This is a genomic window from Stenotrophomonas sp. YJH_SMC_16, from assembly GCF_059367875.1.
On the sequence record NZ_JCAFRH010000001.1, the window covers coordinates 593,380 to 613,920 of the forward strand.

22 protein-coding genes and 2 riboswitches are annotated in these 20,541 nt (G+C 66.7%); of the genes, 6 read left to right on the top strand and 16 right to left on the bottom strand.

Annotated features, from left to right (window positions below):
• Positions 1-42: 42 nt before the first annotated feature.
• Positions 43-627, bottom strand: coding sequence for a DUF3106 domain-containing protein (locus AC5P6E_RS02625; RefSeq protein WP_019338930.1), 585 nt, complete (start codon positions 625-627; stop codon positions 43-45).
• Entirely contained in the window at positions 620-1,624 is a 1,005-nt protein-coding gene (locus AC5P6E_RS02630; RefSeq protein ID WP_019338931.1) for a hypothetical protein, read from the bottom strand. Before AC5P6E_RS02630 ends, AC5P6E_RS02625 begins: the two co-directional genes overlap by 8 nt.
• Positions 1,625-2,036: 412 nt before the next feature.
• Here AC5P6E_RS02630 and AC5P6E_RS02635 point away from each other — a divergent pair, with 412 nt between their 5' ends.
• Positions 2,037-4,214, top strand: a complete 2,178-nt coding sequence (locus tag AC5P6E_RS02635) for a primosomal protein N' (RefSeq protein ID WP_329835041.1) — start codon at positions 2,037-2,039, stop codon at positions 4,212-4,214.
• A gap of 91 nt (positions 4,215-4,305) precedes the next feature.
• Here AC5P6E_RS02635 and AC5P6E_RS02640 read toward each other — a convergent pair whose 3' ends face one another.
• Both AC5P6E_RS02640 and AC5P6E_RS02645 read right to left on the bottom strand, forming a co-directional pair.
• The gene (locus AC5P6E_RS02640; protein WP_010481150.1) at positions 4,306-4,926 is read right to left on the bottom strand and encodes a glutathione S-transferase family protein; all 621 of its coding nucleotides are present in this window, start codon (positions 4,924-4,926) and stop codon (positions 4,306-4,308) included.
• 112 nt (positions 4,927-5,038) lie between these two features.
• A complete protein-coding gene (locus AC5P6E_RS02645) occupies positions 5,039-5,818 on the bottom strand; it encodes an NYN domain-containing protein (protein ID WP_010481148.1) in 780 nt (259 codons plus the stop codon).
• Between the two features lie 123 nt (positions 5,819-5,941).
• On the opposite strand from AC5P6E_RS02645, the gene AC5P6E_RS02650 reads away from it, so the two are divergent.
• Positions 5,942-7,222 (top strand): NAD(P)/FAD-dependent oxidoreductase, encoded by a 1,281-nt coding sequence (locus AC5P6E_RS02650; RefSeq protein ID WP_049452933.1) that lies wholly within the window; start codon positions 5,942-5,944, stop codon positions 7,220-7,222.
• 82 nt (positions 7,223-7,304) lie between these two features.
• Here AC5P6E_RS02650 and AC5P6E_RS02655 read toward each other — a convergent pair whose 3' ends face one another.
• Positions 7,305-7,736, bottom strand: a complete 432-nt coding sequence (locus AC5P6E_RS02655; RefSeq protein WP_049480212.1) for a nuclear transport factor 2 family protein — start codon at positions 7,734-7,736, stop codon at positions 7,305-7,307.
• A 144-nt stretch (positions 7,737-7,880) separates the two neighbouring features.
• Positions 7,881-8,156 carry a GIY-YIG nuclease family protein gene (locus AC5P6E_RS02660; RefSeq protein WP_012481382.1) on the bottom strand — a complete coding sequence of 92 codons (276 nt, stop codon included), beginning with the start codon at positions 8,154-8,156 and terminating at the stop codon, positions 7,881-7,883.
• Positions 8,157-8,196: 40 nt separating this feature from the next.
• Positions 8,197-8,286, top strand: a riboswitch (glycine riboswitch).
• Between the two features lie 13 nt (positions 8,287-8,299).
• A riboswitch (glycine riboswitch) is annotated at positions 8,300-8,403 on the top strand.
• Between the two features lie 84 nt (positions 8,404-8,487).
• Here AC5P6E_RS02660 and AC5P6E_RS02665 point away from each other — a divergent pair.
• A complete protein-coding gene (locus AC5P6E_RS02665; protein ID WP_005411215.1) occupies positions 8,488-9,105 on the top strand; it encodes a trimeric intracellular cation channel family protein in 618 nt (205 codons plus the stop codon).
• Positions 9,106-9,171: 66 nt separating this feature from the next.
• On the opposite strand, the gene AC5P6E_RS02670 is transcribed toward AC5P6E_RS02665, so the two are convergent.
• The 8 genes from AC5P6E_RS02670 to AC5P6E_RS02705 form a co-directional block, all read right to left on the bottom strand.
• Complete coding sequence (locus AC5P6E_RS02670; RefSeq protein ID WP_109815013.1) at positions 9,172-10,020, bottom strand: hypothetical protein; 849 nt, start codon at positions 10,018-10,020, stop codon at positions 9,172-9,174.
• 274 nt (positions 10,021-10,294) lie between these two features.
• A complete protein-coding gene (locus AC5P6E_RS02675) occupies positions 10,295-11,368 on the bottom strand; it encodes a 3-deoxy-7-phosphoheptulonate synthase (protein WP_010481143.1) in 1,074 nt (357 codons plus the stop codon).
• A 295-nt stretch (positions 11,369-11,663) separates the two neighbouring features.
• Positions 11,664-11,921, bottom strand: a complete 258-nt coding sequence (locus tag AC5P6E_RS02680; RefSeq protein WP_223009776.1) for a hypothetical protein — start codon at positions 11,919-11,921, stop codon at positions 11,664-11,666.
• Between the two features lie 112 nt (positions 11,922-12,033).
• The gene (locus AC5P6E_RS02685; protein WP_010481139.1) at positions 12,034-12,372 is read right to left on the bottom strand and encodes a DUF6616 family protein; all 339 of its coding nucleotides are present in this window, start codon (positions 12,370-12,372) and stop codon (positions 12,034-12,036) included.
• A gap of 55 nt (positions 12,373-12,427) precedes the next feature.
• Positions 12,428-13,168: a DNA alkylation repair protein gene (locus tag AC5P6E_RS02690; RefSeq protein ID WP_262102385.1), complete on the bottom strand. Its 741-nt coding sequence runs from the start codon at positions 13,166-13,168 to the stop codon at positions 12,428-12,430.
• Positions 13,165-13,665: a MarR family transcriptional regulator gene (locus AC5P6E_RS02695; protein ID WP_241885975.1), complete on the bottom strand. Its 501-nt coding sequence runs from the start codon at positions 13,663-13,665 to the stop codon at positions 13,165-13,167. The genes AC5P6E_RS02690 and AC5P6E_RS02695 overlap by 4 nt, the downstream gene beginning before the upstream one ends.
• Before the next feature lie 72 nt (positions 13,666-13,737).
• On the bottom strand, positions 13,738-15,036 hold the full coding sequence (locus tag AC5P6E_RS02700; protein WP_495230731.1) for a sensor histidine kinase: 1,299 nt from the start codon (positions 15,034-15,036) through the stop codon (positions 13,738-13,740).
• Between the two features lie 32 nt (positions 15,037-15,068).
• The gene (locus tag AC5P6E_RS02705; RefSeq protein WP_010481131.1) at positions 15,069-15,776 is read right to left on the bottom strand and encodes a response regulator transcription factor; all 708 of its coding nucleotides are present in this window, start codon (positions 15,774-15,776) and stop codon (positions 15,069-15,071) included.
• 106 nt (positions 15,777-15,882) lie between these two features.
• Here AC5P6E_RS02705 and AC5P6E_RS02710 point away from each other — a divergent pair, with 106 nt between their 5' ends.
• The 3 genes from AC5P6E_RS02710 to AC5P6E_RS02720 all read left to right on the top strand — a co-directional run bounded on the left by AC5P6E_RS02710 (position 15,883) and on the right by AC5P6E_RS02720 (position 18,383).
• Positions 15,883-16,812: a pepsin/retropepsin-like aspartic protease family protein gene (locus AC5P6E_RS02710; RefSeq protein WP_010481129.1), complete on the top strand. Its 930-nt coding sequence runs from the start codon at positions 15,883-15,885 to the stop codon at positions 16,810-16,812.
• Positions 16,813-16,879: 67 nt separating this feature from the next.
• A complete protein-coding gene (locus AC5P6E_RS02715; RefSeq protein ID WP_053443581.1) occupies positions 16,880-18,043 on the top strand; it encodes a serine hydrolase domain-containing protein in 1,164 nt (387 codons plus the stop codon).
• Between the two features lie 73 nt (positions 18,044-18,116).
• Complete coding sequence (locus AC5P6E_RS02720; RefSeq protein ID WP_049413040.1) at positions 18,117-18,383, top strand: hypothetical protein; 267 nt, start codon at positions 18,117-18,119, stop codon at positions 18,381-18,383.
• A 116-nt stretch (positions 18,384-18,499) separates the two neighbouring features.
• Here AC5P6E_RS02720 and groL read toward each other — a convergent pair whose 3' ends face one another.
• Positions 18,500-20,149: a chaperonin GroEL gene (groL, locus tag AC5P6E_RS02725; RefSeq protein ID WP_005411226.1), complete on the bottom strand. Its 1,650-nt coding sequence runs from the start codon at positions 20,147-20,149 to the stop codon at positions 18,500-18,502.
• 81 nt (positions 20,150-20,230) lie between these two features.
• Entirely contained in the window at positions 20,231-20,518 is a 288-nt protein-coding gene (locus AC5P6E_RS02730) for a co-chaperone GroES (RefSeq protein WP_019338944.1), read from the bottom strand.
• Positions 20,519-20,541: the final 23 nt, after the last annotated feature.

Here is a 20,541-nt window from a genome sequence, read left to right on the forward strand (position 1 = left end):
CGACTGTGCCGAATACGACTTAATCCCCTCCGTCCCCTTTGTTTACTGACCCGCCTGGCGCTTGAGCCAGGTGTCGCGCTCGGCGGCCGGCACCGCGAGGAACGCGCTGCGAACCGTGTCGCGCTCCTGCGGCGGCGTGCGCTGCGCGACCAGGGTGAGCTGGGCCAGCTGCGCCGGGCTGAGCTGGCGCAGCACGGCCAGCGCGGCCTCGCGCTGTTGCGGCGGCACGAACCCGAACAGGCCGTGCAGCTTGGGGAACTCCAGGCCCAGCTGCGGGCCCAACCGCCAGCCATCGCGGAACGCCTGGTCCTGCGCCTGGAACTGCTGGCGCAGGCGCTGCTGCTGGTCGGCTGGCAGTGCATTGAATCGCGCAGCGGCCTGACGGATCCGCTCGCGCTCGCCCTCCGGCAGGGCGCGCCAGGCCGCGTAATCGGCCCGACGCTGGCGCTGCTGCGGGGCGTCAAGCTGGGCGAACGCGGCGGGTGTCGTGCTTGTGGTGGCCGGGGCCGTAGCCGCCGGTGAACTGCCCGGCACTGGCGGCGGCAGCGGCACGTTCAAGGTCTGCGGCGCGGCGGACAGCGACAACGGCAGGGTCAGCAGCAGGCTGGCGAGCAGGGTCTTATTCATCGGCGGCAGCGGTTTCCAGCGTGGCACTGGCCGGCTCGGGCCGGCTCGGCTTGGATTGTGATTCGTCCACCGGCAGCGGGCCGCCAGCAGCGGTCCACGCATACAGATCAGCATCGGCCACCAGCGGATAGTCGCGGTCGGCCAGCATGGTGGCGTCGTCCGTAGCCTGCGCAGGGGTCGCGTCCGGCGTGGCGTTGACCTTGCTTGGCGGCAGTGCTTCCACCGTGACGGGGCCCGCCTCACCGACCACGCCGTCCGGCAGCGGTGCGTCGCTGCCAGACGAATGGCCCTGCCAATAGCGCCAGCCCAGCGCGGCTGCCAACAGCACAACCACGGTCACCAGCAGGATCAATGGACCGCGCCAGCGCGGCTTTGCGTTCGAACGGCGGCGCTTGCGATTGGCAGCCGTGCGATCTTCACGCTGCGGCGCACGCCAGCCGGAGGTCGGGGCTTCATTGTTGGCCGCCGGCGCGGCCGGCTGCTGCAGCTGCTGCAGGCGTTTGGCGGGCAGGTCGCGGATGCGCAACTGCACCTGTTCGGCCAGCTGGCGCCAGGCCGAGGCATCGGGTTGGCCGTGCGCGTCACGCGGGCAGGCCTCGGCCAGCAGGTGCTGGTAGCCGGCTTCATCCTGGTCAAGCACGCGCATGGCGATACCTTCATCCAGGCTGCCGCCCACCCGCAGCAACAGCGCCAGGCGCGGCAACGGTCCCATCTCGCCCAGCGCGGCCAGCGGCGGTTCCCACTGGCCGCCCACCGGCTCGCGCAGCGCCTGGCGCTGGCCCAGCAGGGTCCAGAAGCGGGTCGGCCACTGCGCCATCGGCAGGTCACTGGCGACCGCGGCAAAGGCACGCATCACCGCCACCAGGGTCTGCTCGGCACGCGCGGCATCGCCGCACTGCAGCTCAGCCACCACCAGGGCGCGGCGCTCGACGCCACGCAGGAACGCCGACAGCGCGCCGGCCGCGGTCGAGGAAACAGGGGCGGGCACAGCCGTCATCGGTCACTCCAAAGGTCTGGGGGAATGATAGCGGCAGGCAATCGACGCCCGTAGGACTTGCGCCCACGGATACTTCGTGCTGCAGGTTGTGCACAGCACCACGCTCCCGGCGCGGGAAACTGCGGCGTGCAGCTGAATTCACTCTGTTTCAGCAATGTTTCACACTTAAGTCCTTGATTTTGAATTCTTTTTAAGTATGGCGATTTTTTGACCAACCCAAGCGTGAGCTCGTCGCCATCGGCCTCCTGCGTTCCCGTCGACCGGTAACGCACAACGTTATCCACAGAACATGTGGATAAGCCTGAATCTCCAATGGACACCGATATTTAGGTGACATTTATGATTCAACGGGCGCCGCTCCGCCGTCTCCCACCCCGCCATTCGCGCGCGCATGGCCCGGTACACTGGCCCGATGCTTTCACCGATTCCGACCCTGCAGGTCGCCCTGCCCGTCCCCCTGCCTCGCCTGTTCGACTACCTGTCGCCGGAGGGCGATGGCCCCACGGTTGCGGTCGGCTGCCGCCTGAAGGTGCCGTTCGGCAACCGCGAGCTGGTCGGGGTGGTGGTGGGGCACGGCCAGACCGACGACGGCCAGGGACTGCGCCAGGCGTTGGCCTGGTGCGACCCGCAGCCGCTGCTGCAGGGGGAGCTGTGGCAGAGCCTGCAATGGCTGGCGCGTTACACCCACGCACCGCTGGGCGAAGTACTCAGCACCGCCCTGCCCGGCCCACTGCGCCATGGCGACACCCTGCCTGACACCCATCACTGGGGCTGGCAGCTGACCCCCGAAGGCCATGCCCAGCGCGGGAAGCTGCGCGCCGGCAGCCGCCCGCGACAGTTGGCAGAACTGCTGGCCGAAGCCGTCGTGGACGAGGACGTGCTGGGCGAACGCATGGAGGACTGGCGGACCGCCGCGCGCAGCCTGGCCAAGCGTGCGCTGGCCGAGCGCGTGGCGATGACGGTGGCACCGCAGCATGCGCAGCCACCGCCCGGCCCCACGCTCAACCCGGACCAGGCCGAGGCCGTGGCCGCGATCAACGCCGCTGAAGGCTTCCAACCCTTCCTGCTGGATGGCGTGACCGGCAGCGGCAAGACCGAGGTCTACCTGCAGGCCATCATCCACTGCCTGGCACAGGGCAGGCAGGCGCTGGTGCTGGTGCCGGAAATCGGCCTGACCCCGCAGACCCTGGCACGCTTCCGCGGCCGCCTCGGCATCGCCGTGCATGCACTGCATTCGGGGTTGAACGACAACGAGCGCGCGCGCGTCTGGGCTGCGGCTTCGCGTGGCGAGGCACGGGTCATCGTCGGCACCCGCTCGGCGGTGTTCACGCCATTGCCGCAGGCCGGGCTGCTGATCATCGACGAGGAACACGACGGCAGCTACAAGCAGCAGGACGGCATCCGCTATCACGCGCGCGATTTCGCTCTGGTGCGCGCCAAGGCGCTGGGCATTCCGGTGCTGCTCGGCAGTGCCACCCCTTCGCTGGAAACGCTGCACAACGCCTATGCCGGGCGCTACACCCACCTGCGCCTGAAGCAGCGTGCCGGTGATGCACGGCCACCGCGCGTGCGCATCCTCGATGTGCGCAAGCGGCCGCTCCACGATGGCCTCTCGGCTGATGTGCTGGCCGGCATCGGCGAGCACCTGCAGCGCGGCCAGCAGGTGCTGGTGTTCAAGAACCGCCGTGGCTACGCGCCGGTATTGCTGTGCCACGACTGCGGCTGGACCGCGCCGTGCAACCGCTGCGATGCACCGATGACCGTGCATGGCGGCGGCCGTCGCCTGCAGTGCCATCACTGCGGCGCACGGCAACCGGCGCCGCTGGCATGCCCGGCCTGCGGCAGCCTGGCGCTGCAGCCGCAGGGCATCGGTACCGAACGCCTGGAAGAGCATCTCACCGCGGCCTTCGCCGACGTCCCTGTGGTGCGCATCGACCGGGGTACCACGTCGCGACGTGACGCGCTGGAACAGCAGCTGGCGAAGCTGGGCGACCAGCCCGGCATCCTGGTCGGCACGCAGATCCTGGCCAAGGGCCACGACCTGCCGAAGCTGACCCTGGTAGTGGTGGTCGGCATCGACGAGGGCCTGTTCTCGGCCGATTTCCGCGCCAGCGAGAAGCTGGCGCAGCAGCTGATCCAGGTGGCGGGCCGTGCGGGCCGTGCACGTGATCCCGGCGAGGTCTGGCTGCAGACCCATCACCCCGGGCACCCGTTGCTGGAAACCCTGGTGAGTGGTGGCTACCACCCGTTCGCGCAGGCCGAGTTGAACCAGCGACAGGCCGCCGGATTCCCGCCGTTCGCGCATCTGGCACTGATGCGCGCCGAGGCGCAGCAGGTGGAGCATGCCAATGCATTCCTGCTGGCAGCGCGGCAGCTGCTGGGCGAGCAGAACGTGGTGGAGGCGTATGGGCCGATGCCGGCGCCGATGCCGCGGCGGGCCGGTTACCAGCGCACGCAACTGCTGCTGTCTGCCGTGCAGCGGCCGCCATTGCACGGCGTGCTCGGGCAACTGGTTCCGCAGCTGTATGCGCTGCCGGAAGCACGCAAAGTGCGCTGGTCGCTGGATGTGGATCCGACGGACCTGTATTGATCCGGTCGGTGCTGCCGGGCATGGCTCGGCACTACGGTAGAGCCGAGCCATGCTCGGCTGCTTCTCTTTCCAGGAAAAGACCCGTCCCCGCTTACGTCAGCGGCGACATCACGCCGCGCTGGTAGGCCGGCCGCTCGCGCAGGCGCGCATACCAGTCGGCCAGGTGCGGCAGTTCCGGGCGCTGGATCGGCAGTTCGAACCAGGCATAGATCAGCGAGCCCAGCGGGATGTCACCCATCGCGAATTTCTCACCCGACAGCCACGGCTGTTTGGCCAGCGTGGCATCGGCCATCGCCAGGTAGTCACCGGCACGCACGATGGCGGCATTGATGCGCGATTCGTCACGGTCGGCCGGGGCGGTGCGCATGATGCCCCAGATCAGGTCGGTGTACAGCGGCGCCATGCGCGAGGTGCTCCAGTCCATCCATTTCTCGGCCTGGGCACGCTCCATCGGGTCTTCGGCGTACAGCGTGCCCAATGCGTAGCGTGCGCTCAGGTAGCGCACGATGGCGTTCGATTCCCACAGCGGCAGGCCGTGGTCTTCGATCACCGGCACCAGGCTGTTGGGATTCATCGCCTGGTACTCCGGCGTCTGCGTGCCGCCGTGGCTGCCACCAACTTCGATGGATTCATACGGCAGGCCGATCTCCTCGGCGCACCACAGCACCTTGCGGACGTTACTGGAATTGCGGCGGCCCCAGATCTTCAACATGCGGGTTTTTCCTTGCTGGCAATGCGAGCGGCAACGATACGCCTGATCGGGTGGGGTGTGTGCGTGCCGGATGCGGGATCTTGCATCCGGCGTTGCCGGCCAGCGGCCGGCACTACCGGTTCTTCTTCGGCAGCGCGCGCACGTAGGATGACTTGCCGTCCTTCTTCAGCTCGAACAGCCCGATCGCTGCCAGCAGATCACTGAGCTTGCCGTAACCGTAGTTGCGCGGATCGAACGAAGCCTGGTTGCCGATCTGGCTGCCAACCGGCCCCAGATGCGACCAGCCATCCTCGCCCTCGGCCGAGGAGACCGCGCGGCGCAGCATCTTCACCAGCCGTGTGTCGCTGCGCATCTCCGCACCGCTCTTGCGCGGCCGCGCATCGTCGTTGGCTACCGGCTCGTTCGAGGCCTGTTCGCTGGAGGCCTGTTCGGTATCCGGCACGCTGGCGTGGGTCTGGCCCAGCGCTTCCAGATAGGTGAACTTCGAGCACGCGTTGACGAACGGTTCCGGCGTTTTCTTCTCGCCAAAACCATACACCTTCACGCCATCGGTCAGCAGGCGCATCACCATCGGGGTGAAATCGGCATCGCTGGAGACGATGGCGAAACCATCGAGGTTGCGCGCGTACAGCAGATCCATGGCGTCGATCACCATCGCCATGTCCGAGGCATTCTTGCCCTTGCTGTAGGCGAACTGCTGGATCGGGCGGATCGCGTACTCGTGCAGCACCGCCTCCCAGCCCTTCAACCGCGGACTCTTCCAGTTGCCATAGGCGCGGCGCACGTTGGCCACACCGTAGCGGGCGACTTCGGCCAGGACCTCGTCGATCTTCGAGGCCGGCGCGTTGTCGGCGTCGATCAACAGGGCGATGCGCTTTTCCGGTTCGCTCATGGGCTCCTCACGGGCCGTTGCCTGAACCCGAGTATCGCCGATCCACGCGGGCGCTGACGTGACAGGGGGCCATCATGCGAAGATGCCAGGCGCTTCCCCCAATGCCCCCACTGGAGTAAGTCGATGAGTCGCGAGCGCGTTCCCCACCTGGTTGTTGTCGGCGGCGGTTTTGCCGGTCTCTGGGCCACCCGCGCCCTGGCCCGCGAGCGCATACGCATCACCCTGGTCGACCGCCGCAACCATCACCTCTTCCAGCCGCTGCTGTACCAGGTGGCCACCGCCGGCCTGTCCGCCCCGGATATCGCCGCACCGCTGCGCCACATCCTCGGCCACCAGCGCAATGTGGAAGTCCGCCTCGGCGAAGTGGTGGCCATCGACAAGCAGGCCCGGCAGATCCGCATGGCCGATGGCAGCACGCTGGACTACGACAGCCTGCTGCTGGCCACCGGCGCCACCCACGCCTACTTCGGCAACGACCAATGGGCCGATGATGCGCCCGGGCTGAAGACGCTGGACGATGCCATCGCGCTGCGCCGCAAGCTGCTGCTGGCGTTCGAGCGCGCCGAAGCAGAACCGGACCCGGCGAAGAAGGCCGCATGGTTGAGCTTCGCCGTGGTTGGCGGTGGACCTACCGGCGTCGAACTGGCCGGCACGCTGGCCGAGATCGCGCGCCATACCCTGCGCAACGAGTTCCGCCACATCGACCCGGCCAGCGCCAAGGTGCGGCTGGTCGAAGCCGGGCCGCGCGTACTGTCCTCGTTCCCGGAAGTGCTTTCGCTGAAGGCGCGCCGGCAGCTGGAAAAGCTGGGCGTGGAAGTGCTGACCGGCACCCCGGTGAGCGACATCGACAGCCAGGGCTTCAGGCTCGGCGATCAGTTCGTGCCGGCACGCACGGTGGTGTGGGCCGCCGGTGTGGCCGCTTCACCGCTGGCGCGCACGCTGGAGGTGCCGCTGGACCGCGCCGGGCGCGTGCAGGTGCAACCCGACCTCACCCTGTCTGGCCACCCGGAACTGTTCGTGGCTGGCGATCTGGCCGTATTGAACCAGGCCAACGGCAAGCCGGTGCCTGGCGTGGCGCCCGCGGCCAAGCAGATGGGCAAGTACGTGGCCGAGGTGATCCGCGCGCGCCTGCACGGCAAGCCCGAACCCGGCCCGTTCAAGTACGCAGACTTCGGCAACCTGGCCACGATCGGCCGCATGGCTGCGATCGTGCACCTGGGCCGGCTGCAGCTGTCCGGTGTGCTGGCGTGGTGGTTCTGGCTGGCCGCGCACGTGTTCTTCCTGATCGGCTTCCGCAACCGCATCGTGGTGCTGCTGAACTGGGCCGTGGCGTACTGGAGCTACCAGCGCAGCGCGCGCATCATCTTCGGTGATGACCAGGACGACCGGCGACCGAAGCGCTAGGGCCGCACGTATGCTCCTGTAGCGCCGAGCCATGCTCGGCTGCACTTCGCGCGGTTTGCAGAAGCCGAGCATGGGCTCGGCTCTACGGCGCCTTCGGTTTCGGGTACCACAGTGCGTTGACGATGACCCAGCGCTGGTCGAAGCGCCCCATGTGGAAGTAGTCGACAAACCACGGCGTTTCCAGCCGCACCGACGCCGCGTTGCCGGTCACGTCCAGCACCGTGCAGCGGCGGTCCCATTGATCCTTCGGGGTCTTCAACGCGCCCTGCTTCGTCAGCGAGACCAGTTCTTCCTTCGACATCCGGCGCAGGCCCAGGCGTTCGTCGGGCGTATCGCCGAGGACCGCGCGCTTGGCCAGGTCCGGGTGCAGGGAGCGGGCGACGCGCTGCGGGTCGGCCTCCAGCTGGCCGTCGACGTAATCGTGGCAGGTGGCTTCGATGGCCGCGAGGGTGGCCGGATCGGCGGCGGGGCTCGTTGCTGCGGAGAGAGCGAACAGCAGGGCGGTCGTGGACATCCGGGTCTCCAGCGCTGAGGGCTGGGCGATCATGGCATGGCTGGAAGCGCCCATCCACGCATGGCGTGGATCTACTGTAGAGCCGGGCCCATGCTCGGCTTCACCATCAGGCAGCAGCAACAAAAGCCGAGCGTGGGCTCGACTCTACAGAAGCGCAGGATCCGGTGCCTGCAGCCAGGCCAGCTTGCGTTCGCGCGGCTGCTGCTTGAGCTGCCACTCAGCCCGCGAGGCGGCGGCCCGGTCCGGGTACTCGCGCACGGCCAGCACGCGCAGCGGTGGCCGCGCCCGGGTGTAGCGCGCGCCCTTGCCGGCCTGGTGGGCGGCGAAACGCGCGTCCACGTCGGTGCTGATGCCGGCGTAATAGCTGCCATCCCGGCATTCGAGCAGGTACAGGAACCAAGGGCGGAGGGACGGGGCCATGCCCGGATTATGCCGTGCTGCACTGCAGCGGATATACTGGCGGCCGAATGCAGGAGAGAGGCGCCGCGCTGGCGCCCGCCGAAGGCGCAGGCTCCCATGATCGCTCAGGCCGGTGGGCTGGAATCCCACCAACCATGCATTCGACTCGCCGAGCTGGAGAGAGGTCACCGGGCACGCCCGGGACGATCCGCCGAAGGGGCACGCGGCCTACGCCGCTGAACTCTCAGGCAAAAGGACAGCGGGAGCGGCACCGGTCATCGTCATCCCGTCATTGCGCAGGCAGTGGCGGTAGTCGCGCATGGCCGGCCCCACCGCGCCCGGAGCCTGTCCCATGCTGCTGTCCATCATCTACCTGATTGCCATTTCCGCCGAGGCCATGACTGGCGCACTGTCCGCAGGCCGCCGCCGCATGGACCTGTTCGGTGTGGTCATGATCGCCTGCGTCACCGCCCTCGGCGGCGGATCACTGCGCGACATCCTGCTCGGCCACTATCCGCTGGGCTGGGTGAAGCATCCCGAGTACCTGGGCTTCACCGTATGCGCGGCGCTGATCGCCACCTGGGTCGCACGTTGGATGCACCACTTCCGCCGCACCTTCCTGGTACTCGACGGCCTGGGCCTGATCGCCTTCACCCTGATCGGCTGCTCGATCGCGCGCGAAGCCGGCCATGCGATGCCCATCGTGCTGATTGCCGGCATGCTGACCGGCGCGTTCGGCGGCGTGCTGCGCGACATCCTCTGCAACGAGGTACCACTCATCTTCCAGAAGGAGCTGTACGCGATCATCGCGCTGCTGACCGGCGCGGCCTACCTGTTGCTGCTGCACTGGGGCGTGGCCGATGCCACCGCAATCCTGTGCTGCCTCGGCGGCGGCTTCGCGCTGCGCCTGCTGGCGATCCACTACCGCTGGGAAATGCCGAAGTTCGTGTACCACGACGAAGTGCATTGAACGATGGCGTGTTCGCCGGGCATGGCCCGGCGCTACAGAAGAGCGGTATCCACGCATGGCGTAGATCTAGAGCACGAACTTCATGGGGCTGCCCCCCGCGCGTATCCGCTCTGGATAGTCAGCCGACGGATACCGTTGGCGTCCGCATCTCCAATCGCCGTCGGAATCGTCGGCTTCCAGCAACACAGGATCGATCCATTCGCACAAGTAGTCGCTATCAGACCGTCTTTCGAAGCCTGGACAGTTCACTTTGCCCTCCACGTCAATGGAGTTGTGGGTGCTGCCGAGGTAGCTAGCGGTCAGGTGCCCCGCCACTTGTGTGTAGGTGCCGGTCTCGAGGAAGGTCTGAACAGTGATGTTGCCACCTACGGACAGAATCCCATCATTGAGTGAGCACGCGTACAGATGATCGCATTCCAGCTCATCACGCACGAACACCCAACCACCACAGTCGAGATTCCGGGCCCTGAGGCTCCCCAGTACGATCACGCAGAGCGTCTCGCTCAGATCGTTCAGTATCAGCGTGCCGTCTGCGATCAGATCACCATCGACAATCACGCAGTCGGTCTCGCAGTCGGATTTCCAGTCGCCACCTAGCGTTGTCGCAGGCACTACTTTGAATGAAGGCTCGTAGTCATCGGGCGCGGGCTCGGGAGATGCCGCGATCACCGCCCGGGCCTTCAGCGCAGGCCGCAGCAGCCCCTGGTCCCCTTCGCTGCTGTGGATCCTGATTCTTTCATCAAGATCCGCCAGCAGGCGCGCCTTCTCGAGGGACGGCTCAAACCAGTCTTCGATGACAGATACGGCATCTTCAGCGATTCGCCCGCCTTTCAAGCTCACGAGCGCCTTGGCAGCTTCACCGGAAATCGACCGACAAGCTGAATCCAGAAAGTTGTCATCCGGGAAAACACGCATCGGCGGGGTCCAGTCAGGCGAGGAACCCCATCTTCGGCCGAAATCGCAGGAGGACTCCATACAACTCTTCCGAAATCCTGCCGTGTGGCTCGCTGATATCCACGCATGGCGTGGATCTACGTCTCACACCACCCCGGCGATGTACCTGGCGCTGTCGCTCATGCGCAGCGCCAGGCGCATCGCCGGTGCAGATGGGCCGGTCTCCAACTCCGACCGGCCCTGATCGCGGCCGCACCCCCGCAGGCGCTGGCCACCATCCACACACGTGCCGCACTCAAGCGGCTTCGGACACCTTTACGTCGCGACGGGCACGCACGGCCGCGGCCAGTCGCTCCAGCACCGTCACGGTGGTGTCCCAGTCGATGCAGCCATCGGTGATGCTCTGCCCGTAGACCAGCGGCTGGCCTTCCACCAGTTCCTGGCGGCCACCGACCAGATGGCTCTCGATCATCACGCCAACGATGCGCTGTTCGCCGTCTTCCAGCTGAACGGCGATGTCGTCGATCACCTTCGGCTGGTTCTCCGGGTTCTTCAGGCTGTTGGCATGGCTGGCGTCGATCATCAGGCGCGCCGGCAGCTTGGCCTTGGCCAACACCTGGCAGGCCTCGGCAACACTGCCTGCGTCGTAGTTCGGCTGCTTGCCGCCGCGCAGGATCACATGGCAATCCGGGTTGCCGGTGGTCGACACGATGGCGGTGCCGCCCTGCTTGGTGACCGACAGGAAGTGATGCGGATTGGACGCCGCACCCACTGCGTCAGCGGCGATCTTCACGTTGCCATCGGTGCCGTTCTTGAAGCCGACCGGGCACGACAACCCCGAGGCCAGCTCGCGATGCACCTGGCTTTCAGTGGTGCGTGCGCCGATCGCGCCCCATGCCACCAGGTCGGCGATGTACTGCGGCGAGATCACGTCAAGGAACTCGACACCGGCCGGCAGGCCCAGCTTGTTGATGTCGCGCAGCAGGCCGCGTGCGATGCGCAGGCCCTTGTCGATCCTGAAGCTGCCGTCCAGGTCCGGATCGTTGATCAGGCCCTTCCAGCCCACCGTGGTGCGCGGCTTCTCGAAGTACACGCGCATGACGATTTCCAGTTCGCCGGCCAGCGCGTCGCGCAGCGGCTTCAGGCGCTGGGCGTACTCGATGGCGGCCTTCGGGTCGTGGATCGAGCACGGGCCTACCACCACTGCCAGGCGGTCGTCGCGGCCATGCAGGATCTGGTGCAGGGCCGCGCGCGAGGCGCTGACGGTGTCGGAGGCTTCATCGTCACAGGGCAGCATCGCCAGCAGCTGGGCAGGCGGTGTCAGCGGTTCGATGGTGCGGATACGCAGGTCGTCGGTGTGCGGGGGCATTGCGGGAGATCTCCGGAACGTTGGGGGTCCCCAGCGTGGCGGCATGAAAAAAGCCGCCAGGTTCGCTGGCGGCTTTCGGGAATGCGTCTGAAGCTTTCTTCAGGGTGAGCGCAATCCTTCCTCCGCCGGTGGCTTCGGAAAGTAATACCAGTAAAAGCTGGTGGGGGCTGCGTTCATGGGATCTATTGATAGCACAGCTTTTGCGCAGTGCAAAATGTTTCATACGCAACTGGGGACGCGGTTCAGCGAGATGCGCGCCAGCCCGGCCTACGCGGCGGCAACCACGCAAAGTCGCTCATTTGCCATGCACTTCCACGTCCAGCAGCAGGCCCTCATGGATGTCGGCCCAGCGTTCCAGCACGCGATCCAGTTCCCGCCGGGCCTCGTCCAGCTGCTCGGGGTTGAGCAGGGAACGCGCGGTGTAGAGGTCGGAAACCAACCGCCGCAGGGCCGATTCCTGGATGGCCACCGACGGCCCCTCCAGCCCCGGCAACTGCAACGCCGGGCTGTCGCCAAGAGGGCCGAACAGCGTGACCTGGAGCGTGCTCTGCATGATCGACTTCCCTGCGGATGGACATGGGCAATGTCCTGTTTACCGCGTCCGGGTGACAGGCGCATGTGCCACCCATGCCGAGGACCGGGATCTGCCGGCGTCTGCCGCCCCGCTACAAGGCGGCCAGGTCGGCCAAGTGCTGGGCCATGCTGTCCATCGCGCCTACCGCATGGGTGGTGGTGAAGTACTCATGCCAGCCGGTAGCGGCAATGCCAGCCACCAGCGCATCGACCTCCTCGCGGCTCGCGCAGCGCCAGACCGCATAGAACTGTTCATCGCTGCTATGCGGTACGTCCCTGGCAATGCGGCCCATCGCCAGCGGCGTGATGCGGGCTGGATCGAACTGCTGCATGCCGGCGCCAATACGGGCGAAGAAGGCATTCCGCTGCTCGGGCGGCAGTGTGGTCCAGGCCGGCGTGGCGGTATAGAGCTCGATGAAGGTGTGCGACATGGTGGTTCTTCCTTGAGGTTGACGGGGTTGCGGGTTTGTCGGCCAGCATCCGGCACTACCGGAGCGAGCGCAGTGCGCGTTTGCGGATGTAGGCGTTGGCGTCGCTGTGGCGCTCGTGCTGCCAACGCGTGCACAGCACGCGCAGCCACTTCGGCTGAGTCTTGCCGGCATCATTGAGCCAGTTGCCGACCGAATCCTGCACGTAGCGTTCCGGGTCGTCAGCCAGTGCTTCCAGCATCGGCAATGCATGTTCAGGGTGCTGCTTGAACAGCGCGATATGTGTGGCCCAGACACCGCGCGGACGCAGTGCTTCGCAGGCGAAGCGGCGCAGGTACGGCGAAGTTTCCTGTGTCCACGGTTGCAGGTACCCAAGCGCCTGCATCGGCGCGGCAACGATGTCCGTGCGTAGCGCCAGCCACGCCCATTCGCGCACACCGAAGTGTGGATCGTCGGCCAGCGTGCGCATCTGCTGCAGCTTCTCTGCCAACGTCGCGCGGGCATCGCTGCCGATCAGGTAGCAGGCCCACCCGCGCACGGTGTCGGACGCATGGTCCTGCCATTGCACGGGATCGCCCTGCCCCGCCTCACGCAGCAGTTGCGCAGCCAAGGCCATGCGCAGTGTGATGCCCTTGCCTGAGGCATCCTGCATGCGTTGCAGCGCTTCCGGTGCTAGCGCAGGCGCCACCACCTGCAGCAGCGCGGCGAAATCCACTGCCAGGCATTCGGCCAGATGGGTGGTGGGGGCATGGCCGGTGTTGAGTGCATGCAGCCGTTGCGCCGCGATCGCCGGGCTCATGCTGCACGTTCTCGTCCAGCATCGGTGTGCTGCCAGACCTTGTGCAGCAACTGCGACAGCTGTTGCTGTTCATCCGCGTCCAACCCGCTGAACAAGCCCCCTATCCATTGCGTGTGCTGGTTGAACAGCGTCTCGGCCAGGCACTTCCCCTGTGTGGTCAGCACGATCTGCAGGCGCCTGCCGTCTTCGGCGTCACTGCGCCGCTGCAGCAGCCCTTCGCGCTGCAGGCCATCAATCAGGCCACTGATCGTGGCGCGGGTGACACCTGCGCGCTCGGCCAGTTCATGCGGAGGCAGCGTGCCACCCGCGCCGTGCAGCAGGAAAAGCACGATGAAACGCCCTTCACTGAGCCCGTGCGGCGCCAGGCGCGTGGCGCAGTCGCGGTCGATGGCCGATGACAGCGACAGCAGCTGGAAACACAGGCGCAGCTGCGCGACGCCGGTATGGCCGCGTCGTTGCGCTTCATCCAGAAGGGCACTGTGCTTGGCTTCCAGCATGGCTCTCCCCAACATGATTAGGTGCCTAATCATATTGCAAAACAAGGCTCCAACGCCAGTATCAAGGCGATATCAGGAAACCGGCCCCAGCAGCAGGCGTGCGATCAGTCCGCCGCCGTCACGCTGCAGCAGCAGAAGCTCGCCCCCATGCCGTCGTGCGACGTTGGCCGCCACCGCCAGGCCCAGGCCGGTCCCTCCCGTGGCGCGGCTGCGCGAGCTCTCGCTGCGTTGGAAGGGTTGCAGCAGGCGTGCGCGGTCGTCCTCGGCGATGCCCGGACCGCGGTCCATCACATCCAGCTGCATGCGACTGCCTTCCATGGCGATGTGCAGGTCTACGGCACCGGCGTAGCGGTCTGCGTTGTCGATGAGGTTGTCGATCGCCCGCCGCAGCAGGAGCGCGTCGCCCTGCCACGGCAAGGTGTCCGGTCCCTCGATGGAGATCTCGACGCCGCGCAGCAGGGCACCCTGCACGCATTCCTCCAGCAACGCGGCAAGGTCCAGCGGCCATAACTGCAGTGGTTGCAGTTCGCCGCGTGCGTAGTCGAGCACCTGCTCGATCATCGTATCCATGCGTTCGATGTCGGCCACCATCCGCGCCGCCTGCGGTGGCGGTGCGAACTCCGCACGCAGACGCAGGCCGGTCAACGGCGTGCGCAGGTCGTGCGCTACTGCGGCCAGCATGCGCGTCATGTCCTGGGCCTGTTCGCGCAGGCGCACGCGCCCGGTGCTGATCGCTGCAGCCAATATCTGTACTTCGCGTGGGCCATCATCCGGCAGGGGCGTTTCGGCCTGCAGGTCCACACATGCACTGGCATCGGCCAAGCGTCGTAGTGGACGCACCAGCCGGATCGATGCCCACGCCGCCAGCGGCGCCAACAATAAGGCACCGCCCAGCAGCGCCAGCACGACCTGCCGGCGCCACGCCGCCAGATCGCTGTGGTCACTACCCACCACCTGCCATCGGCCATCGGCCTGGCGCATGCCCAGTTCAAACGGCGGCCATTGCATCGCGGTCAGCAGCGCGGCCTGCGCCTTCAGTACGCCGGCCCGCGCCGTGGCATCCAGCACCGCGCCGTCTTCAATGATCTGCACATCGGGCGCCTTGCCTTGTCCACTCCATACCAGCCGAACATCCTCCACCGGCAAGCCCAGCTGCAGCGCCGCCAGCTGCGTAAGCCAGTCGCTGGCGTTGCCCTGCGGCGGCGCTGCCTGCGTCGCCAGATGCAGGCCCAGCGACGCCGGCGCCTGTTCCCCTCGCAGCACCTGCACGGCCTGGTCCAACTGCATCGGTGGCGGCGCGGGCCGAGGCATCCAGCCAACCACGGCCACGCTGACCAGTGTCGCCAGCAGCAGGCTGGCCAGGGCCAGCATCGTGATCCAACGCGCGGTCGGCCACCGGCTGCTCACAGCAGCTGTACCTCGGCGTCGAAGCGATAGCCTTCGCCACGCGATGTCTGCACCAGCGATTCCGCACCGGGTGAAGCCTGCCCGAGCTTGCGGCGCAGGCGGCTGATCGCCAGGTCGACCGCGCGGTCGACGCTGTCACTGGGCTCGCCACGGCTCAGCTGCAGCAGCTGCTCGCGCCCCAGCACCCGCCCGGGGCGTTCGGCCAGCGCCAGCAACAAGCTGAATTCACCACGGCTGAGCACCAGCTCGTTGCCATCCGGGGCCAGCAGGCGACGTTGTTCCGGCAGCAACCGCCAACCAGAAAAGCGCAGTTCACTGGCGACCTGCGCGCGCAGCTTGTCCTGCCGGCGCAGCAGCGCACGTACCCGCGCCAGCAGCTCGCGCGGATCGAACGGTTTGGCCAGATAGTCGTCCGCGCCCATCTCCAGGCCGATCACCCTGTCCGGTGCGCTGCCCATCGCCGACAACATCAGGATCGGGATCGCCCGCGCCTGCAATCGGCGGCAGACCGAAAGTCCATCCTCGCCGGGCATCATCCAGTCAAGCACGATCAGGTCCGGACGTTCGACCTGCAGCAGCACATCCAGCGCCGCTGCGTCGGCAGCCACTCGCACCTGGTAGCCGTGCAGCAGCAGGCAATCGGCGATGGCATCACGGATGCTGGCGTCGTCATCGACAACGATGACACGGGCGGGAGTCGTCATGCGGGCAGTATCAGGCAGGTCTGTATCAGGACGGTATCAACGCCGATATTCCCGCGATACGCCGCTGCGCGCCAATGGTCACCCATGATCACTGCGGAGACTTCCCTTGCGCCTCATCCCATTCTTCCTGCTTGCTGCCCCGCTGCCTGCGCTGGCGTCCGATCCCCCCGAACACATCCTGCCGATGTGGATGCAGGGCGGTCATCCGGCCGTGGCCGTGTCGCTGGACGGGCGTGCCGAACCGCTGCGCTTCGTGGTCGACAGCGCGGCAGGCGCCACTCTGGTCGATGACCGCGTCGTGCGACGCTATGGTCTGGAGGATGCGGATGCAGAGGTATCACAGGCCCAAGGGGCCAGTGCAGCGTCCGCGCGGCTGCAGCGCATACGCAGCACGTCCTGGCAGCTGGGCAGTTGGCAGCTGCAGGCCCAAGCCATGAAGGTCGATCTATCGTCGTTGCCGAAGGAGGATGATCCGGCCATTGACGGCTTGATCGGCAACGATCTGACCGGACGCTGGGACACCCGTTGGGATTTCGGCCGCAATCAACTGGCGCTGTGGACACCCGGTGGATTGAACCTGGAAGGACCGGGTTGCCAGCCCAATGCGCTGCCCGGCCGCACTGACGGCCTGCGCCAGTTCGGCTTCATCACGCTTGCACTGGGCGCGCCTGCGGTGGACGCCATCGCCGTGGTCGACACCGGTGCCGCGCAGACCGTCCTCAACGCCGAAGCAGCCCGCGCACTGGGGCTGCGCACCGACGGCAGCGACGCGCGGGTGCGGGTGCGTGAAAAGGGCACCGAAGGCCTGGGCGGCGGAAAGCAGGCAACCTGGCTGTACACCCTGCCCGGCATGACCGGCGGCGGCTGGCAGCACCCGTCGATGGAGGTCCGCATCAGCGAACTGCCAGTGTTCAAGGCGATCGGCCTGGAGGGTCGGCCGGCGCTGATCCTTGGTGCGGATGCAATGCGCGGCGGCCAGGTGGACATCGGTGCCGGCGCGGCCCGGATCTGCCTGCGCCGGCCGCAGGCCAGTTGACATCTGGCAATGACGCCAGCGGCAGCCTGGCGTAGCATCGCCGTGCGCCCCACCAGGAGTTCCACGCATGTGCCGTGCCACCCTGATGTTGCTGACGCTGCTCCCGCTGGCGGTACTGGCCGCGCCGCCACCCGTGCCCTCGCCCACTCGCATCGATGCCGAAGCACAGCGGCTGATGCAGGCGGCCCACGCGCGCGGCATGGCGCTGGCGGTGATCGATGGCGGCAAGGTGGTGCATGTGGCCGCCTACGGTGAACGCAACGCCGCAGGCGAGCCGCTGCGCACCGACACCGTGATGTACGCTGCGTCACTGACCAAGATGGCTTTCGGCCACCTGGTCGCACAGCTGGCGCAGGACGCGCGGATCGATCTGGATGCGAGCATCGCTACCGCCCTGGACAAACCGCTGCCGGACTATCCACCGGAACCGAAGAAGTACGCCGACTACAGCGTGCTGGCCGGCGATGCCCGCTGGCGCCAGCTCACCCCACGCCTGCTGCTCAACCATTCCAGTGGCTTTGCCAACTTCGGCTTCCTGGAGCCCGATGGGCGCCTGAAGTTCCACTTTGATCCGGGTAGTCGATATGGGTATTCCGGAGAGGGACTGATCCTGCTGCAGTTCGTGATCGAACGCGGGCGGCTGGGCGAGGATGTGGGCGCGTTGATGCAGCAGCGGGTGTTCGACCGCTTCGGCATGACCCGCACCAGCATGATGTGGCGCGAGGATTTCGCCGCCAACCTGGCCGATGGCTGGACGGCGGAAGGTGTGGCCGAACCGCATGATGAGCGCAGCCGCGTACGTGCGGCAGGGTCCATGGATACCACCATTGCCGACATGGCCCGCTTCGCCGCCGGTTACGTGCGTGGCGACGGGCTATCCGCACCGATGCGCAGGGAGCTGGTGCGGCCGCAGCTGCCCATCACCACGGCCAGCCAGTTCCCCACCCTGCAACCGGAGTTGCCGAAGGCGCAGCAACGCAAGGACCTGGCGGCAGGTCTGGGCGTGGTGACGTTTCTCGGCCCGCAGGGCGCAGGCTTCTACAAGGGCGGCCACGACGATGCAGTGGGCAACACGCTGGTATGCGTGGAGCAGCACCAGCGCTGCGTGGTGATTCTGGGCAACGATGTGCGGGCAGAGGCGGCCTTCCCGGCCCTGGTAGCGTTTGTGCTGGGCGACACCGGCGTGCCGTGGCAGTGGGAGTACGGCGCGGCGAAGGCGTTCGTCAGATGATCGAAGCGTTGCCGTTGCACACAGGTCCCGCAGTCGTGCAGCATGCAGACACGGACGCAATGCAGGAGACAGGATGAATCGCCCAGAGATCGATGCCATTGCCGAAGCGGTGTTGCAGCCGGATGCACGGCGCCTGCGCATCGCCGCACGCCATCGCCAGGCTGCACATCGGCAGCGGCGGCAGCGGGTGGGCGCCGGCGCCAGCCTGATCGGCATGGCGGCGGGCCTGCTGCTTGCGCCGATCACGGAGCTGCCGTGGGTACAGGGCATGATCGCGGGTGGCGCGCTGGCCCTGCTGGCGGCCCACCTGTGGCTGCAGCGGCGCGAGGGCCGCGCGTAGATACCCGCCTGGGAGCGGTATCCACGCATGGCGTGGATCTGATTCGATTCCGACCGGCCCCCAAAAAAAACCCCGCCTTCCGGCGGGGTTTTTCATTGCATCGGTAACGCGGGGACTTAGAAGTCCATGCCGCCCATGCCACCCATGCCGCCCATGCCACCGGCGCCGCCCATGGCCGGCTCGTCCTTCTTCGGAGCTTCGGCAACCATGGCTTCGGTCGTGATCATCAGGCCAGCGATCGAGGCTGCGTTCTGCAGCGCCGAACGGGTCACCTTGGTCGGGTCCAGGATGCCGAACTGCAGCATGTCGCCGAACTCGCCGGTGGCGGCGTTGTAGCCGAAGCTGCCGGTGCCTTCCTTGACCTTGTTGATGATGACCGACGGCTCGTCACCGGCGTTGGCAACGATCTCGCGCAGCGGGGCTTCCATCGCACGCAGGGCGATCTGGATGCCGTGGTTCTGGTCTTCGTTGGCGCCCTTCAGGCCGGCCAGCGCGGTGATCGCGCGGACCAGCGCAACGCCGCCGCCCGGAACCACGCCTTCTTCAACGGCCGCACGGGTGGCGTGCAGGGCGTCGTCGACGCGATCCTTCTTTTCCTTCATTTCGATTTCGGTCGAGGCGCCGACCTTGATCACGGCAACACCGCCGGCCAGCTTGGCCACGCGTTCCTGCAGCTTCTCGCGGTCGTAATCCGAGGAGGTGTCCTGGATCTGGGTCTTGATCTGCGCCACGCGTGCATCAACGTTGGCCTTGTCGCCGACGCCATCGATGATGGTGGTGTTTTCCTTGGAGACCTGCACCTTCTTGGCGCGGCCCAGGTCCTTGATGGTGGCCTTCTCGAGCGACAGGCCGACTTCTTCGGAGATCACGGTGCCGCCGGTCAGCACGGCCATGTCTTCCAGCATCGCCTTGCGACGGTCGCCGAAGCCCGGCGCCTTGACGGCCACGACCTTGACGATGCCACGGATGGTGTTGACGACCAGGGTGGCCAGCGCTTCGCCTTCAACTTCCTCGGCCACGATCAGCAGCGGCTTGCCGGCCTTGGCGACGCCTTCCAGCACCGGCAGCAGGTCGCGGACGTTGGAGATCTTCTTGTCGTGCAGCAGGATGAACGGGTCATCCAGGTCAGCGGTCTGCGACTGCTGGTTGTTGATGAAGTAAGGCGACAGGTAGCCGCGGTCGAACTGCATGCCCTTGACCACGTCCAGCTCGTTGTCCAGGCCCGAGCCTTCTTCAACGGTGATGACGCCTTCCTTGCCGACTTCCTTCATCGCGTCAGCGATGATCTGGCCGATCGACTCGTCCGAGTTGGCCGAGATGGTACCGACCTGGGCGATCGCCTTGTCGTCGGCGGTCGGCTTGGAGATGTTCTTCAGCTCGGCCACGGCGGCCGAAACGGCCTTGTCGATACCGCGCTTGAGGTCCATCGGGTTCATGCCGGCGGCCACAGCCTTGGCGCCTTCGCGGATCAGGGCCTGGGCCAGCACGGTGGCGGTGGTGGTGCCGTCGCCCGCGTCGTCGTTGGTGCGGGAAGCAACTTCCTTCACCATCTGCGCGCCCATGTTCTCGAACTTGTCAGCCAGTTCGATTTCCTTGGCGACGGAGACGCCGTCCTTGGTGATGGTCGGCGCGCCGAAGCTCTTTTCCAGCACGACGTTGCGGCCCTTCGGGCCCAGGGTGGCCTTGACGGCATTGGCGAGAACGTTGACGCCGCGCACCATGCGCGAACGGGCGTCTTCACCGAAACGAATATCCTTGGCAGCCATTGCGATTACCTCGATGTTTGCGCCGGGCCGGGCCCGGCGACGAAAAGGGATGTCTTACAGAAAAGCAGGTCGCGCCGAGGCTCAGCCGATGATGGCGAGCACGTCGTCTTCGCGCAGGACCTTGTACTCGACGCCTTCGCTCTTGTACGAGCTACCGGCGTACTGGCCGTAGATGACCTTGTCGCCAACCTTCAGCGACGGCGCGCGCACGTTGCCGTTGTCCAGCGGCTTGCCCGGGCCGACGGCCACAACTTCACCCTTGGTGGACTTTTCCTTGGCCGAGTCGGGGATGACGATGCCACCGGCGGAGATTTCGTCGGCTTCGATCGGCTTGACCACAACGCGGTCGTGCAGCGGCTTGATGCTCATGAGAGACCTCTTAAGTTATTGAT